11 protein-coding genes and 1 tRNA gene are annotated in these 13,499 nt (G+C 66.4%); 5 read left to right on the forward strand and 7 right to left on the reverse strand.

The window, feature by feature from the left end; translation table 11 throughout:
- Positions 1 to 13: 13 nt before the first annotated feature.
- Complete coding sequence (locus tag AmiPiv_RS05285; RefSeq protein WP_340036475.1) at positions 14 to 736, forward strand: class I SAM-dependent methyltransferase; 723 nt, start codon at positions 14 to 16, stop codon at positions 734 to 736.
- A gap of 160 nt (positions 737 to 896) precedes the next feature.
- On the opposite strand, the gene AmiPiv_RS05290 is transcribed toward AmiPiv_RS05285, so the two are convergent.
- Both AmiPiv_RS05290 and AmiPiv_RS05295 read right to left on the reverse strand, forming a co-directional pair.
- Positions 897 to 972 (reverse strand) — tRNA-Thr (locus tag AmiPiv_RS05290).
- Positions 973 to 1,233: 261 nt separating this feature from the next.
- The gene (locus tag AmiPiv_RS05295; protein ID WP_340036273.1) at positions 1,234 to 2,190 is read right to left on the reverse strand and encodes an NAD(P)H-dependent flavin oxidoreductase; all 957 of its coding nucleotides are present in this window, start codon (positions 2,188 to 2,190) and stop codon (positions 1,234 to 1,236) included.
- A gap of 209 nt (positions 2,191 to 2,399) precedes the next feature.
- On the opposite strand from AmiPiv_RS05295, the gene AmiPiv_RS05300 reads away from it, so the two are divergent.
- Positions 2,400 to 3,551, forward strand: a complete 1,152-nt coding sequence (locus AmiPiv_RS05300; RefSeq protein WP_340036274.1) for a hypothetical protein — start codon at positions 2,400 to 2,402, stop codon at positions 3,549 to 3,551.
- Between the two features lie 64 nt (positions 3,552 to 3,615).
- Here AmiPiv_RS05300 and AmiPiv_RS05305 read toward each other — a convergent pair whose 3' ends face one another.
- Both AmiPiv_RS05305 and AmiPiv_RS05310 read right to left on the reverse strand, forming a co-directional pair.
- Positions 3,616 to 5,364, reverse strand: coding sequence for a cisplatin damage response ATP-dependent DNA ligase (locus tag AmiPiv_RS05305; RefSeq protein ID WP_340036275.1), 1,749 nt, complete (start codon positions 5,362 to 5,364; stop codon positions 3,616 to 3,618).
- Between the two features lie 271 nt (positions 5,365 to 5,635).
- The gene (locus AmiPiv_RS05310; RefSeq protein WP_340036276.1) at positions 5,636 to 6,646 is read right to left on the reverse strand and encodes a ligase-associated DNA damage response exonuclease; all 1,011 of its coding nucleotides are present in this window, start codon (positions 6,644 to 6,646) and stop codon (positions 5,636 to 5,638) included.
- Positions 6,647 to 6,731: 85 nt separating this feature from the next.
- On the opposite strand from AmiPiv_RS05310, the gene AmiPiv_RS05315 reads away from it, so the two are divergent.
- Positions 6,732 to 7,643, forward strand: a complete 912-nt coding sequence (locus tag AmiPiv_RS05315) for a methyltransferase domain-containing protein (protein ID WP_340036277.1) — start codon at positions 6,732 to 6,734, stop codon at positions 7,641 to 7,643.
- On the opposite strand, the gene AmiPiv_RS05320 is transcribed toward AmiPiv_RS05315, so the two are convergent.
- Positions 7,640 to 7,816, reverse strand: coding sequence for a hypothetical protein (locus tag AmiPiv_RS05320; protein ID WP_340036278.1), 177 nt, complete (start codon positions 7,814 to 7,816; stop codon positions 7,640 to 7,642). The genes AmiPiv_RS05315 and AmiPiv_RS05320 overlap by 4 nt on opposite strands.
- Positions 7,817 to 8,238: 422 nt before the next feature.
- On the opposite strand from AmiPiv_RS05320, the gene AmiPiv_RS05325 reads away from it, so the two are divergent.
- Positions 8,239 to 10,890: a ligase-associated DNA damage response DEXH box helicase gene (locus tag AmiPiv_RS05325; protein ID WP_340036279.1), complete on the forward strand. Its 2,652-nt coding sequence runs from the start codon at positions 8,239 to 8,241 to the stop codon at positions 10,888 to 10,890.
- Complete coding sequence (pdeM, locus tag AmiPiv_RS05330; protein WP_340036280.1) at positions 10,887 to 11,600, forward strand: ligase-associated DNA damage response endonuclease PdeM; 714 nt, start codon at positions 10,887 to 10,889, stop codon at positions 11,598 to 11,600. The genes AmiPiv_RS05325 and pdeM overlap by 4 nt, the downstream gene beginning before the upstream one ends.
- Before the next feature lie 141 nt (positions 11,601 to 11,741).
- Here pdeM and AmiPiv_RS05335 read toward each other — a convergent pair whose 3' ends face one another.
- Both AmiPiv_RS05335 and AmiPiv_RS05340 read right to left on the reverse strand, forming a co-directional pair.
- Entirely contained in the window at positions 11,742 to 12,539 is a 798-nt protein-coding gene (locus AmiPiv_RS05335) for a TIGR02186 family protein (RefSeq protein ID WP_445206898.1), read from the reverse strand.
- On the reverse strand, positions 12,536 to 13,465 hold the full coding sequence (locus AmiPiv_RS05340; protein WP_340036281.1) for a sulfite exporter TauE/SafE family protein: 930 nt from the start codon (positions 13,463 to 13,465) through the stop codon (positions 12,536 to 12,538). The genes AmiPiv_RS05335 and AmiPiv_RS05340 overlap by 4 nt, the downstream gene beginning before the upstream one ends.
- Positions 13,466 to 13,499 lie beyond the last annotated feature (34 nt).

Below are 13,499 nucleotides of genomic sequence, written 5' to 3' on the forward strand. Positions count from 1 at the left end.
GTCTGGCTCAGTGATGGTTGATTTTCGAACGACATCCGATCCGCGGGAAATCGCGCAGCTTGCGCAAGCCTCGAAGTCGCAACTTGCTGAGCTGTTCTTTTCGAAGCGCGACTCGGTTTCCTTGAAATGGCATCACTATCTCGACGTCTATGACAGATATCTTTCACCGTACCGTACCCGTGAACAACCGCTGCGGTTCCTTGAAATAGGAATCGCCGAAGGTGGCTCGTTCCAGATATGGCGGTCGTATTTCGGACCTGAAGCAATTCTGTTTGGCATCGACATCGATGCGGAATCAGCTTCAAATCTGAACACTCTTGGCATCAATTGCTGCGGCAGGGCGGGGGACCAGGCAGACCCTGTCTTTCTCCGGCGCGTTGTCGAGGAGATGGGCGGTCTTGACATCGTAATCGACGACGGCAGCCATGTCGCTGAACACCAGATTGCGACTTTTCGGACGCTCTTTCCTCTGTTGTCGAACGGGGGCATGTACCTCTGCGAGGACCTCCACACAGCCTATTGGGGAGGTCAGTGGCAGGGTGGCTTAAAGAAGCCGGGAACCTTTATCGAAGTAACGAAGGATATCATCGACTGCTTGCACAGTTGGTATGCTCCAATAGCAAATGACCTCTCAGACATGGAATTGCATCGCTCCGTTCCTGCCATCCACATACATGACAGTCTGGTCGTCATTGAGAAGGCGCATGTCGATGCACCCGTCATGATAATCTGGTAAGGGCTTCACTGGTTTTCTTGTGATCGGTGGCCGAGAGGAGCCGGTGATTGATCCTCCGGCTCTCATCCGATCTGCCTGTGACCGCTTCGTCGTGGGTTGTTGGCAACGTCGGTCGCGCGCGAGGTACCGATCGCCAAATCATGTTATTGCTTGAGAAAGCTGGTGCCGCTTGCGTGACTCGAACACGCGACCCCATCATTACGAATGATGTGCTCTACCAACTGAGCTAAAGCGGCTTCCAGGAAGCGCAACTGCGTAGGCTGCGCGATGGTGTTTGCCTGATAACTTCATTGCGCGCCGATTTCAAGCGGCCTTTGCAGGGTTTCGACAGGCGTTGCGACAATCCGCCTGCCAGGTTTGTCGACCGGCACGGGGACAACGAGCAGGCGTGTTGCACCTGGGAGAGGGCGCGGTTCGCGCGCCGGCGGGCCTGACGGTCAAGGCCTGGGGCGTGGAGGGAGTTCGCGCCTGCCGATCGAGGACCCTGTGTGCCATGGTCAAGCGGCGAGCCTGGCCCTGGCCTCGGCGTATTCGCGGGCAAGCCGGTCGACCAGTTCGGCCACCGGCACGACCTTGTCTATGGCACCGATGCCCTGGCCGCAGCCCCAGATGTCCTTCCAGGCCTTGTACTTGCCGGCTTCCTCGAAATCCATCTTGGAGGGGTCGGAGACGGCGAGGTTGTCGGGGTCCATGCCGGCAGCGCGCACCGAGCCCTTGAGATAGTTGCCGTGGATGCCGGTGAACAGGTTGGAGTAGACGATGTCGGCTGCCTTGGACTCGACGATCATCTGCTTGTAGGCGTCGGAGGCGCGGGCTTCCTCGGTGGCGATGAAGGGCGAGCCGATATAGGCGAGGTCGGCGCCCATGGCCTGGGCGGCGAGGATCGCACCGCCATTGGCGATGGCGCCCGACAAGAGCAGCGGGCCGTCGAACCACTGGCGGATTTCCTGGATCAGGGCGAAGGGCGACAGCGTGCCGGCATGGCCGCCGGCACCGGCCGCGACCGCGATCAGCCCGTCGGCGCCCATCTTGATCGCCTTGCGGGCGTGGCGGTCGTGGATGATGTCGTGCAGCACGATGCCGCCATAGGAATGGACGGCCTGGTTGACCTCCTCGACCGCGCCCAGCGACGAGATCACGATCGGCACCTTGTACTTCACGCACAAGCGCAAATCGTGCTCGAGGCGGGTGTTGGAGCGGTGCACGATCTGGTTGACGGCGAAGGGAGCGGCCGGGCGGTCCGGATTGGCGGCGTCGTGGGCGGCGAGCTCCTCGGTGACCTGGGCCAGCCATTCGTCGAGCTGCGCCTCGGGGCGGGCATTGAGCGCGGGGAAGGAGCCGACGATGCCGGCCTTGCACTGGGCGAGCACCAGCGGCGGGTGCGAGATGATGAACAGCGGCGACCCGACGACGGGGATACGCAGGTTGTTCTCGAGGATTTCAGGCAATGCCACGCGTCTCTCCCGGCCGTTGACGTTTCCGTAAACGTCACATCTACCCCAATTCGTGCCATTGCGGCAATGCCGCAAGGCGGGACCAGTTTTCAGGACTCATCAACGGCATTGTATCCGGTTTGACGACAAAACGCGGGCGATGCCGTTGATTGATGCCGCCTCTGTCGCTAACCATCTGGCAACACAGGCGTGGTTGCGAGGAAAATCGGTTGGATTCGATCGAAAAGGCGATCCGGAACGCCTTCGAAAAGGGCGATCCCGAAAACCGCGAATTTCGCGAAAAGGTCTATCGCGCGGCCTTTGCGGCGCTCGACCGCGCCCTGAAATCGAACCCCGCAATGACCGTCGAGGCGGCGATCAACCGTCGCAAGGCGCTGCAGGCGAAGATCACCGAGATCGAATCGGAATTCCAGCCGGCCGGCCCTTCGGTCGCCGCCGACCTGGGCGCAGCAAGGCCGGGAGCGGCGCCGGAAGTGAAGCTCGGCGGCAACGGCGGGCGCACGGCCCCGGAGGTGTCGATCGGCGGCAACGGCAGGAAGGCGCCGAGCCTGTCGGTCGGCGCGAGCCCGAACGGCGCAAAGGCCTCCGGGGTGACGCCGGTCGTGCCCGACATCATTCCCGACAGGCCGATGCCGCCGGCCGCCGGCATCGACGAGAAGCTGACCAGGGCGGAGCGCAGGCGGGCCGACCGCGCGTCGCGCCGTACCGAACGGCGGCGCCCATTCGCGGCGATGTTCATGGCGGTGACGCTGCTTGCCATGGGCGGCATCGGCGCCTGGTGGGCGGTGCAGACCGGGCTGTTCAAGTCGGCGGAGGAGATCGACACGTCGGTGCCGAACCCGCCGCGGCAGCTCGAGAGCGAGGATTTCGTGCCCGGCGGAGCCAATTCTGGCCCGGCGCGGCAGGGCGAGCACGATCAGGCCCGCAACTGGATCTCGGTCTTTTCGCCCGCCGATCCGACCGACGTCAGCGCGCCGAGCGGGGCCAGCGCCGAGATGACCCAGGACGACACCGGTCGCTTCCTCAGGATCCGCTCGGGCAAGGGTGCGGCCCCGATCCGCTTCGACGTCGGCCAGGGCGTGTTGCAGCAGATCGCCGGCAAGCACGCGGTGTTCGACGTGGTCGCCCGTTCCGAGGACGGCAAGGAGACGCAGATGGCGATCGACTGCAACTTCGGCGAACTCGGCGACTGCGGCCGCAAGCGCTATGTCGTCGGCTACGAGCGCGGCGAATACCTGTTCGAGATGGATGTGCCCGACAAGCAGCCCGCCCGCGGCGGCACCATCGCCATCAGCCCCGACTTCGAGGAGCAGGGCAAGGCCGTCGACATCTACGAGATCAGGGTGTCGGTGACCGAGTAGCTGTCGGGCTCTCGTTGAGCAGGGTCTTATCTGAAAGCCGGCGGCCACTTTTCGGGATCATGCTTTAGTCGAGCAGCGCCTGCAGCGTCTCGATGCGGTCGGCTTCCGCCGGCGGCTTGTCCCAGCGTAGCCTGGAGATGCGCGGGAAGCGCATGGCGACGCCCGACTTGTGGCGGGTCGAGCGGTTGAGGCCCTCGAAGGCGACCTCCAGCACCAGCCCGTTCGACCTGTCGGCGCGCACCGATCGCACCGGGCCGAAGCGCTCGATGGTGTTGTCGCGCACGAACTTGTCGATCTGCCGGAGTTCTTCGTCGGTGAAGCCGAAATAGGCTTTTCCCACCGGCACCAGCTCCTCGGCGCCTTCGCTGCCCGACCAGACGCCGAATGTGTAGTCGGAGTAAAAACTCGAGCGCTTGCCGTGGCCGCGCTGGGCATACATCAGGACGGCGTCGACGGTGTGCGGATCGCGCTTCCACTTGAACCACGGACCTTTCGGGCGGCCTGCGAGATAGGGTGAGTCCAGCCGCTTCAGCATGACGCCCTCGATGATCGGGTGGGGCGGGCTGCGGCGCATCTCCTCAAGCTGCGTCCAGCCATCGAAGGCGACCAGCGGCGACAGGTCGAAGCGGTCGGGGTCGAGCGTGGCGACGAAGGCTTCGAGGCGGGCGCGGCGCGTCGTGAAGGGCAGCTCGCGCAAATCCTCGCCGCTGAACTGCAGCAGGTCGTAGCAGCGCACGAAGGCGGGGTAGCGGTCCTGCATCCTGGCCGAGACGGTCTTGCGGTTGAGCCGCTGCTGCAGGTCGGAGAAGGTGCCGGTCACCTCGCGCGGCACGCCGACGAGCAGCTCGCCGTCGAGGGCCGCGTCGAAATCCATCGCCGCCACCACGTCGGGGAAGGCGCCGGAGACGTCGTCGCCGGTGCGCGAATAGAGCCGGCGTATGCCGCCCTCCGATACCGCCTGGACGCGGATGCCGTCCCACTTCCATTCGGCGGCGTAGTCGGCGGGATCGAGCTTTTCGAGGTCGCCGTCACCGAGCGGGTTGGACAGCATGACCGGCCGGAACAGCGCGCGGGCGGCCTTCTCGGGCTTCGGTGCCTTGCCTTCCAGCCAGGCGAACAGGCCGGCATAGGGCGGGGTCAGCCCGTGCCACAGCTCCTCGATCTCGGCGACGTCGACGGAACCGAGATCGGCCAGCGCCTGCTTGGCTAGCCGGGCCGAGACGCCGATGCGCAACCCGCCGGTGACGAGCTTGATGATGGCGAAGCGGGCGGAGGTGCCGGCCTGGTCAAGCAGGCGGGCAAGCACGGCCGGGCCGTCGGATCGGCTGGCCGCCTGCAGGGCGGTGACGACTTCGGCCAGCGTGATGTCGTGGTTGGGTTTGTGTGCCGGGGCCGTACTACCCCCACCCCTTACCCCTCCCCACAGGGGGGAGGGGGGCGTCGCCGTCCCAGAATTCCCCTCCCCCTTTTGGGTGTTCAGACCGGGGAGATTGTGGGCAGGGGTAAGGGGTGGGGGTGCCGCAGTCGATGCGTTGCCGCCAGGTTCCGGCCAGACCAGCGACACCGTCTCGGCGAGGTCGCCGACATAGTCGTAGGAATAGCCGAAGAGAATGGGGTCCATGCGCTCGGAGACGAGCTGGCGCAGCATCGCCGGCTTGACCGAGGCGATGTCGAGATCGCCGGTGAGAGCGGCAAGCGCCAGCCCGCGGTCGGGGTCTTCGACGGAGCGGAAGTAGTCGGTGATGAGCTTCAGCTTGCCGTTGCGCGATGGCGTCAGGACCAGACGGTCGAGGAGTTCGGCGAAGCGGTTCATGGAGCGAGGGCTCCTCGCGAAGGCTGAGTTCCTTCCCACCCCCCTCTGTCCTGCCGGCCATCTCCCCCACAAGGGGGGAGATTGGCAGCTCGGCCGCCGGCGCTCGTTCTGCGACGTTGGCGATTGGCGAAAGCCGTGACGACGGCTGATCTCCCCCCTCGTGGGGGAGATGTCCAGCAGGACAGAGGGGGGCGCTGTCCCGCAGGGCCTGCCGTCTTGCCTCTCACAACCGGGGACAGGAGCGCGAGAGAGGGCGCGAGGCTAACCATCCTCAATCCCCCTCGTCTTCATACCCGACGAGGTGCAGCGGGCGCGCCGCTATCCCGTTGAGCTCGCACCAGCGCACCAGCGCCTCCTCGCGGCCGTGGGTGACCCAGACCTCGCCGGCGCCGGTTTCCGTGATGGTGGCGGTCAGCTCATCCCAGTCGGAATGGTCGGAGATGATGAGCGGCAGCTCGACGCCGCCCTGCTTGGCGCGCTGGCGGATGCGCATCCAGCCCGAGGCGAAGGCGGCGAGCGGATCGGGGAAGCGGCGGGCCCAGCGGTCGGCGAAGGTGGAGGAGGGCGCGACGATGATGGCACCAGTGAAATCGGCCTTGTCGCCGTCTTCGACGGTCGCCGGCTGGAGGTCGCCCAGGTCGACGCCCTGGCTCTGGTAATATTCGCTGAGGCGCGTCAGCGCGCCGTGGATGTAGATCGGCTTGTCGTAGCCCTGGTCGCGCAGGAGCCGCATCACGCGCTGGGCCTTGCCGAGCGCGTAGGCGCCGACGAGGTGGGCGCGCTCGGGAAACTGGCGGATGGATTTCAACAGCTTGCCGATCTCGTCGGACGCATCGGGATGACGGAAGACCGGCAGCGCGAAGGTGGCCTCGGTGATGAAGACGTCGCAGAGCACCACTTCGAAGCCGGCACAGGTGGGATCCCTGGCGCGCTTGTAGTCGCCCGAGGCGACGATGCGCATGCCGTTGCGCTCGACCGATATCTGCGCCGAGCCGAGCACATGGCCGGCCGGGTGGAACGACACGGTGACGTCGTCGATCCTCAGTTTTTCGCCGAGCGGCATCGCCTGGGTAGCACCGGCGAAATCAGGCCCACAGCGGATCGCCATGATGTCGAGCGTCTCGCGCGTCGCCAGCACCTTGGCGTGGCCGGGCCGGGCGTGGTCGGAATGGCCGTGGGTGATGAGCGCGCGGTCCACGGCGCGCACCGGGTCGATGTAGAAATCGCCTGGCGGGCAGTAGAGCCCTTCCGGGCGGGAGTGGAGCAGGTCGCTGGGCCGCATCACACCAAGATAGGCATTTGCCGCTTGCGTGGAAGGCCGGTTTGGCAGTAATGCGCGCCACCCTCCTTGTCATGGATTGCCGCGCTTGACGCCGTTGCAGCTCTCTTCCAACGACCTGCTTGCCGACCGGCGGGCGGATTATGCCGAAATGCTGTTCGCCTCCGGCGACCATGCCGCCGCGGCCGAACTGATGCTCGGCGCGCTGGAACTGGCGCCCGGCTGGGCGATGGGCTGGTTCCGGCTGGGCGAGATGCAGGAAGCGGCAGGGCAGGCCGAAGCCGCGGCCGAAGCCTGGCGCATGTCGCTGAAGCTCGAGCCAGCCGACCGGCCGGGGGCTGCGCTCAAGCTGCAGCTGATCGGTGCCGCACCCGCAGCCGACAGCCCACCCAGCGCCTTTGTCGAGATGCTGTTCGACCAGTATGCGGAAAAGTTCGACCATTCGCTGGTCGAGACGCTGCACTACCGCGTGCCGGAGTTGCTGGCTGCAGCGATCGGGGCAACCGGGCGCGACAGGTTCGAGCACGCCGTCGATCTCGGCTGCGGCACGGGGCTGATGGGCGTCAAGCTGAGGCCCGTTGCCAAGCGCCTCGACGGCTACGACATCTCGGCCGAGATGCTGCGCAAGGCGCGCGACAAGGGCGTCTATGACCGGCTGGTGAAGGCCGACCTGCAGGACTTGCAGCCGGAAGGCGAGGCTACCGACCTCGTCACCGCCGCCGACGTGTTCATGTATCTGGGTGCGCTCGATCCCGTGTTTTCGAGCGTCATGAAGATGCTGGCGCCTGGTGGCGTCTTTGCGTTCTCGGTCGAGCGGTTTTCCGGCGAGGGCGCCTTCGCGCTCCAGGAGTCGCGCCGCTATGCGCATTCCGAGGCCTATGTGCACGGGCTGATCGCCGCCGCTGGCTTGAAGCTGGCGTCGCTGGAGCGTGCCGTGATCCGCCAGGATCGCCGCGAGCCGGTCGAGGGGCTGATCGTGGTGACGGAGCGGCCGGCCTAACGCTGCCGGCTGCTGCTCGGGCTGCCGAGCATGCCGCGCGAGCGCAGCGGCTTTTCCGCCGGCTTGGGCGTGATGCCTGCCTGCTTGTTCAGCGCTTCGATCTGCGCCTGAAGTTCGCGGACGAGTTTTTCCAGCTCGGTGATGCGGGCTTCGTGGGAGGCTGTGTCGGTCATGGCATCCAAATTTGATCGTCGTGCTCGTCGCATTTGAAGGCAGGCGGCCAACGAAACAAGGCCTCATTCCTTCCCACCCCTCTCTGGCCTGCCGGCCATCTCCCCCGCAAGGGGGGAGATTAGTCGCGTCCTCGACGGTGCTCATCCTGTGAGGTCGCGAAGGTTTTGACTGCGGCAGGTGGTAAGCCCCTTGCGACGTTGATGATTATGGCCGGCGCCGATGAAGGCGTGATCTCCCTCCTTGTGGGGGAGATGGCCGGCAGGCCAGAGGGGGGTGCGAAGAAACGCGGCCTTGCAGTTGTTGCCCTGTATATATTCTTGATCCCTTTTTGTTCCAGATTTCGCTTGGCGCGGCACGATCGCCGCGCTAGGCATGGGGCGTGACGAGCCAAGCGCGACTGGAGCCGAATTCGAGCCCTGCCATGCTGCCGGAGCCATTCGTGCGATGGTTCGCCGAGCGCGGCTGGTCGCCGCGTGCGCACCAGCTCGACCTGCTGGCCAGCGCCCAGCAGGGCAATTCGGTGCTGCTGATCGCCCCCACGGGCGCGGGCAAGACGCTGGCCGGGTTCCTGCCGGCGCTGACGGACCTGGCGGTCAGGCCGAAGAAGCGGCCGGGCGAGCCGCAGCGCGGCGTGCACACGCTCTACATCTCGCCGCTCAAGGCGCTGGCCGTCGATATCGAGCGCAACCTCGGCAAGCCGGTCGACGAGATGGACCTGCCGATCACGATGGAGACGCGCACCGGCGACACGCCGCAGCACAAGCGCACCCGCCAGAAGCTGTCGCCGCCCGACATCCTGCTGACGACGCCCGAGCAACTGGCGCTGCTGATCGCCTCGCCCGACGCCGCCCGCTTCTTCAACGGCCTGCGCTACATCGTACTCGACGAGCTGCATTCGCTGGTGACCTCCAAGCGCGGGCACCTGCTGTCGCTCGGGCTGGCGCGTCTCAGGGCCTTCGTGCCGGACCTGCAGGCGATCGGCCTGTCGGCGACGGTCGCCGAGCCGGACGAGCTGAGGCGCTGGCTGGTCAAGCAAGGCAATTCATCCTCTCCCTTGTGGGGGTCCGAAGGACGGGCGAGACCCGTGGCTCGCCCATGTGCGTCGCCCGAAGGGCGCGCTGGGGGTTCGCCGGCGTCGCCGGAAATCACCCCCACCCCGACGCTGCGCGTCGACCCTCCCCACAAGAGGGAGGGTAACGCCATGGCCGATCTCATCACGGTCTCGGGCGGGGCGAAGCCGGAGATCACGATCCTCGATTCAGAGGAGCGCGTGCCGTGGTCGGGCCATTCGGCACGTTATGCCATCCCCGAGGTCTATGACGCGATCCGCCGGCACAGGACGACGCTTCTGTTCGTCAACACCCGCAGCCAGGCGGAGCTGCTGTTCCAGGAGCTGTGGCGGGTCAACGACGACAATCTGCCGATAGCACTTCATCATGGCTCGCTCGACGTCGGCCAGCGCCGCAAGGTCGAGAAGGCGATGGCCGACAACAGCTTGCGCGCCGTCGTCGCCACCTCGACGCTCGACCTCGGCATCGACTGGGGCGACGTCGACCTCGTCGTCCATGTCGGCGCGCCCAAGGGGGCGAGCCGGCTGGCCCAGCGCATCGGCCGTGCCAACCACCGGATGGACGAGCCGAGCCGGGCGATCCTGGTGCCGGCCAACCGCTTCGAGGTGCTGGAGTGCCGGGCGGCGCTCGAGGCCAACTATCTCGGCGCCCAGGACACGCCGCCGCTGATCGACGGCGCGCTCGACGTGCTGGCCCAACACGTGCTGGGTTGCGCCTGCGGCGCGCCTTTCGATGCCGACGAACTCTATGCCGAGGTGACGGGCTCGGCCCCCTATGCCGGGCTCGACCGCGACAGCTTCGACCGCGTTGTCGACTTCGTCGCGACAGGCGGCTACGCCCTGCGCAGCTACGAGCGTTATGCCCGCATCCGCAAGACCAAGGACGGCAAGTGGCGGGTCTCCAATCCGCGTATCGCCCAGCAATACAGGCTGAATGTCGGCACGATCATCGAGGCGCCGATGCTCAGCGTCCGCTACACCAGGGCCAAGGGCAAGGCGGGTGCGGGCACCGCTGCGGCGCTGACGTTGCGGGGCGGACCCGTGCTCGGCAAGATCGAGGAGTATTTCGTCGAAACACTTTCGGTCGGCGACATGTTCATGTTCGCCGGCAAGGTGCTGCGTTTCGAGGGCATCCGCGAGAACGAGTGCTATGTCTCGACCGGCGGCGCCGGCAATGTGCTGGTGCCGTCCTATGCCGGCGGCAAGTTTCCGCTGTCGACCTATCTCGCCGACCAGGTGCGCGGCATGCTGGCCGATCCCGCGCGCTGGAAGGCGCTGCCCGAGCAGGTGGCCGACTGGCTACGCATTCAGCAGGCAAAGTCGGTGCTGCCGCGCAAGGAAGACCTGCTGGTCGAGACTTTTCCACGCGGCGAGCGCTTCTACATGGTGGCCTATCCGTTCGAGGGTCGGCTGGCGCACCAGACGCTCGGCATGCTTCTGACGCGCCGGCTGGAGCGCATGGGCGCCCGCCCGCTCGGCTTCGTCGCCACCGACTACTCACTCGCCGTCTGGGCGCTGGGCGATCTCGGCCACATGTTCAAGGCGAAAAAGCCGTCGCTGGCCGAGCTGTTCGACGAGGACATGCTGGGCGACGACCTCGAGGCGTGGCTGGCCGACAGCTGGCTCTTGAAGCGCACCTTCCGCAACTGCGCCGTGATCTCGGGCCTGATCGAGAAGCGCTTCCCCGGGCAGGAAAAGAGCGGCCGGCAGGTGACGGTTTCGGCCGACCTCATTTACGACGTCTTGCGCAGCCACGAGCCCGACCACATGCTGCTCAAGGCGACGCGGGCGGATGCCGCGAGCGGGCTGCTCGATGTCAGGAGGCTGGCCGAGATGCTCTCGCGCATCCGCGGCCGAATCGTTCATAAGATGCTCGACCAGATCTCGCCGCTGGCGGTGCCCGTGATGCTCGAGATCGGCCGCGAGCCGGTCAATGGCGAGGCGCACGACTCCCTGCTGCTGGAGGCGGCGGACCTGATCGAAGAGGCGATGGGAAGCGCATGAACATAGCCGCGCGCGAGCTGACCAGGACAGGCTGCGAGACCATCGCGGTCGCCGGCGTGCGCGCTGTCTGCGACTGGCGCGGCGTGGTGCATTTCCCCGAACTCGACCTGGTCGTCGTCTCCGACCTGCATCTGGAGAAGGGTTCTTCCCATGCCCGCCGCGGCCGGCTGATCCCGCCCTACGACACGGCGGCGACGCTTGCCCGCCTGGCCGAGGTGGTCGAGGACTACCAGCCGCGCATCGTCGTCAGCCTCGGCGACAGCTTCCATGACGGCGAGGGTGCCGAGCGCCTGCCCGACCCGTTCCGCGACAGCCTGACGGCGATGATGAAGGGCCGCAACTGGTTCTGGATCGCCGGCAACCACGATCCCGAGGCGCCGGCCGACCTGCCCGGCGAGACGGTCGAGGAACTGGCTGTCGCAGGGCTCGTGTTCCGCCACGAACCGTCGGCGGGCCACGCCGAGGGGGAGATCGCAGGCCACCTGCATCCCTGCGCCAGGATCGTCCAGCGCGGCCGCTCGGTCAGGCGGCGCTGCTTTGCCAGCGACGGCGCGCGGCTGATCATGCCGGCCTTCGGCGCCTTCACCGGCTCGCTCAACGTGCTCGACCGCGCCTACAGGGGCATGTTCCGCACCGGCGCGCCGACGGCCTACATGATCGGGACGAGCCGGGTGTATGCGATTGCCGGGTCGTTGCTCCGGCCGGGGTAGTCGTCCGCTTGTCGAAAATTGCCCCTCACCCTTACCCTCTCCCAGCAAACGGGGCGAAGGGGTGTCGACGTGATCGCTTGTCCCTTCTCCCCGTCATGCCGGCAGGCGGATGAGGGGCGGCGCGAGCTGCCTGCCCGCCCGTCAGTCCTTCCTGAAGACGATTCTTCCGAGCCAGCCGGTGAACATGGCAAGGCCGATGGCGAAGAGGCCGTAGCCGAAGCCGTGGTCGTTGGCGAAGCGGTATATGGTCTGCTCGAAGCCCGACTTGACGATGGCGAGCTGGGTCGAGGTTTCCTTGACGAACAGGCCGTTGCGGAACAGGAAGGCGCGCGCCTTGTGGGTGCCGACGGGCACGTTGGGGGCGAGGTGGAGGGTGGCGCGGAACAGGTTCTGGGACAGGAACTGGACGCCGCCGACATTGTCGCTGTAGAGGCCGAGCCCTTCCTTGCGCTCGCGCAGCGCGTCGGTGAACTCCTGGATGGTGACGGGGTTGCCGCGCTTGTCCTCGGGTTCGAGATAGATGTTGGGGATGCCGAGCGACAGCTGCTTGTAGCTGTTGGGGGTGGTGACGTCCTGCGGCGGCCGGGTGGTGGCCATGGAATAGGACACCGGCACGTTGACGAAGGTTTCCGAGCGGGTGTTGATCCACATGCCGAGGATGCGGTCCTTGCGGCGCACCACCACCGGGCGGGCCGGCCCTTCGAGCACGACGATGACGTCGTAGCGGCCCTGGCGGGTGACCTGGGGGTCGGCGTTCTCGAGCGCGCCGAAGATGGTGAGGTCGGCGCCGGCGAAGTCGGCGGTGATGGCGACGCGGTCGGTCGACAGCCCGATCTGGATGTTTTCGGCGGGGATTTCCTGGGCCCGTGCCGGAAGGGCGGTGGTCAGAATGGCGGCGAGCGTTGTGGCAAGGGCGGCGGCGGCCGCGGCCACCTTCACAGCGTGCCCCCGCTCGGGGCGGTCAGCGAATAGAGGTTCTGCGGCTTGACGAAGAGATCGAAGCCGAGGCGCAGCGCCACCGCCAGCACCAGAAGCGCGAGCAGGGCGCGCAGCTGTTCGCCGCGCAGCTTCTGGCCGGCCTTGGCGCCGTATTGGGCGCCCGCCACGCCGCCGATCATCAGCACCAATGCCAGGATGATGTCGACGGTCTGGTTGGTCGAGGAATGCACCAGCGTGGTGAAGGCGGAGACGACGACGATCTGGAACAGCGAGGTGCCGACGACGACGTTGGTGGGCACCTTGAGCAGGTAGATCAGCGCCGGCACCATGATGAAGCCGCCGCCGACGCCCATGATGGCGGAGAGGAAGCCGATGCCGGCGCCGATGCCGAGCACGGGGATGACCGAGACGAACAGCTTCGAGGTGCGGAAGCGCATCTTGAAGGGCAGGCGGTGGATCCAGTTGTGCTGGCCCGATTTCTTCAGCGCCGGCGGCACGCCGCCCTTGGTCAGGCGCAGCGCATTGACGCTCTCGACCAGCATCAGCCCGCCGACGGTGCCCAGGAACACGACGTAGAGCAAGGAGATGAACAGGTCGAGCTGGCCGATGGCGCGCAGCAGCGCAAAGACGAAGGCGCCGGCGGCGGAGCCGGCGATGCCACCGACCAGAAGCACCGTGCCGAGCTTGAAGTCGAGCGTGCCGCGCTTGAGATGGGCGAGCGCGCCGGAAAAGGACGAGGCGATGACCTGGTTGGCGCCAGTGGCGACCGCGATGGCAGGCGGAATGTTGTAGAAGATCAGGAGCGGGGTGATGAGGAAGCCGCCGCCGACCCCGAACATGCCGGACAGGAAGCCGACCGCAGCTCCCATTGCCAGGAGCACGAACACGTTGACCGACATTTCCGCGATCGGGAGATAGATGCCCACCCGTCAGTCTCTACAAAATAAACAACATGCCGCC

This window comes from Aminobacter sp. Piv2-1 (assembly GCF_037625995.1).
Taxonomy (GTDB): domain Bacteria; phylum Pseudomonadota; class Alphaproteobacteria; order Rhizobiales; family Rhizobiaceae; genus Aminobacter.

Bases quoted from the DNA above. Each gene is read 5' to 3' on its own strand.
- AmiPiv_RS05285 (WP_340036475.1), top strand. From the start codon at position 14: ATGGTTGATTTTCGAACGACATCCGATCCGCGGGAAATCGCGCAGCTT.
- AmiPiv_RS05310 (WP_340036276.1), bottom strand. From the start codon at position 6,646: ATGCGGCCCAGCGACCTGCTCCACTCCCGCCCGGAAGGGCTCTACTGC.
- AmiPiv_RS05305 (WP_340036275.1), bottom strand. From the start codon at position 5,364: ATGAACCGCTTCGCCGAACTCCTCGACCGTCTGGTCCTGACGCCATCG.
- AmiPiv_RS05320 (WP_340036278.1), bottom strand. From the start codon at position 7,816: ATGACCGACACAGCCTCCCACGAAGCCCGCATCACCGAGCTGGAAAAA.
- pdeM (WP_340036280.1), top strand. From the start codon at position 10,887: ATGAACATAGCCGCGCGCGAGCTGACCAGGACAGGCTGCGAGACCATC.
- AmiPiv_RS05325 (WP_340036279.1), top strand. From the start codon at position 8,239: ATGCTGCCGGAGCCATTCGTGCGATGGTTCGCCGAGCGCGGCTGGTCG.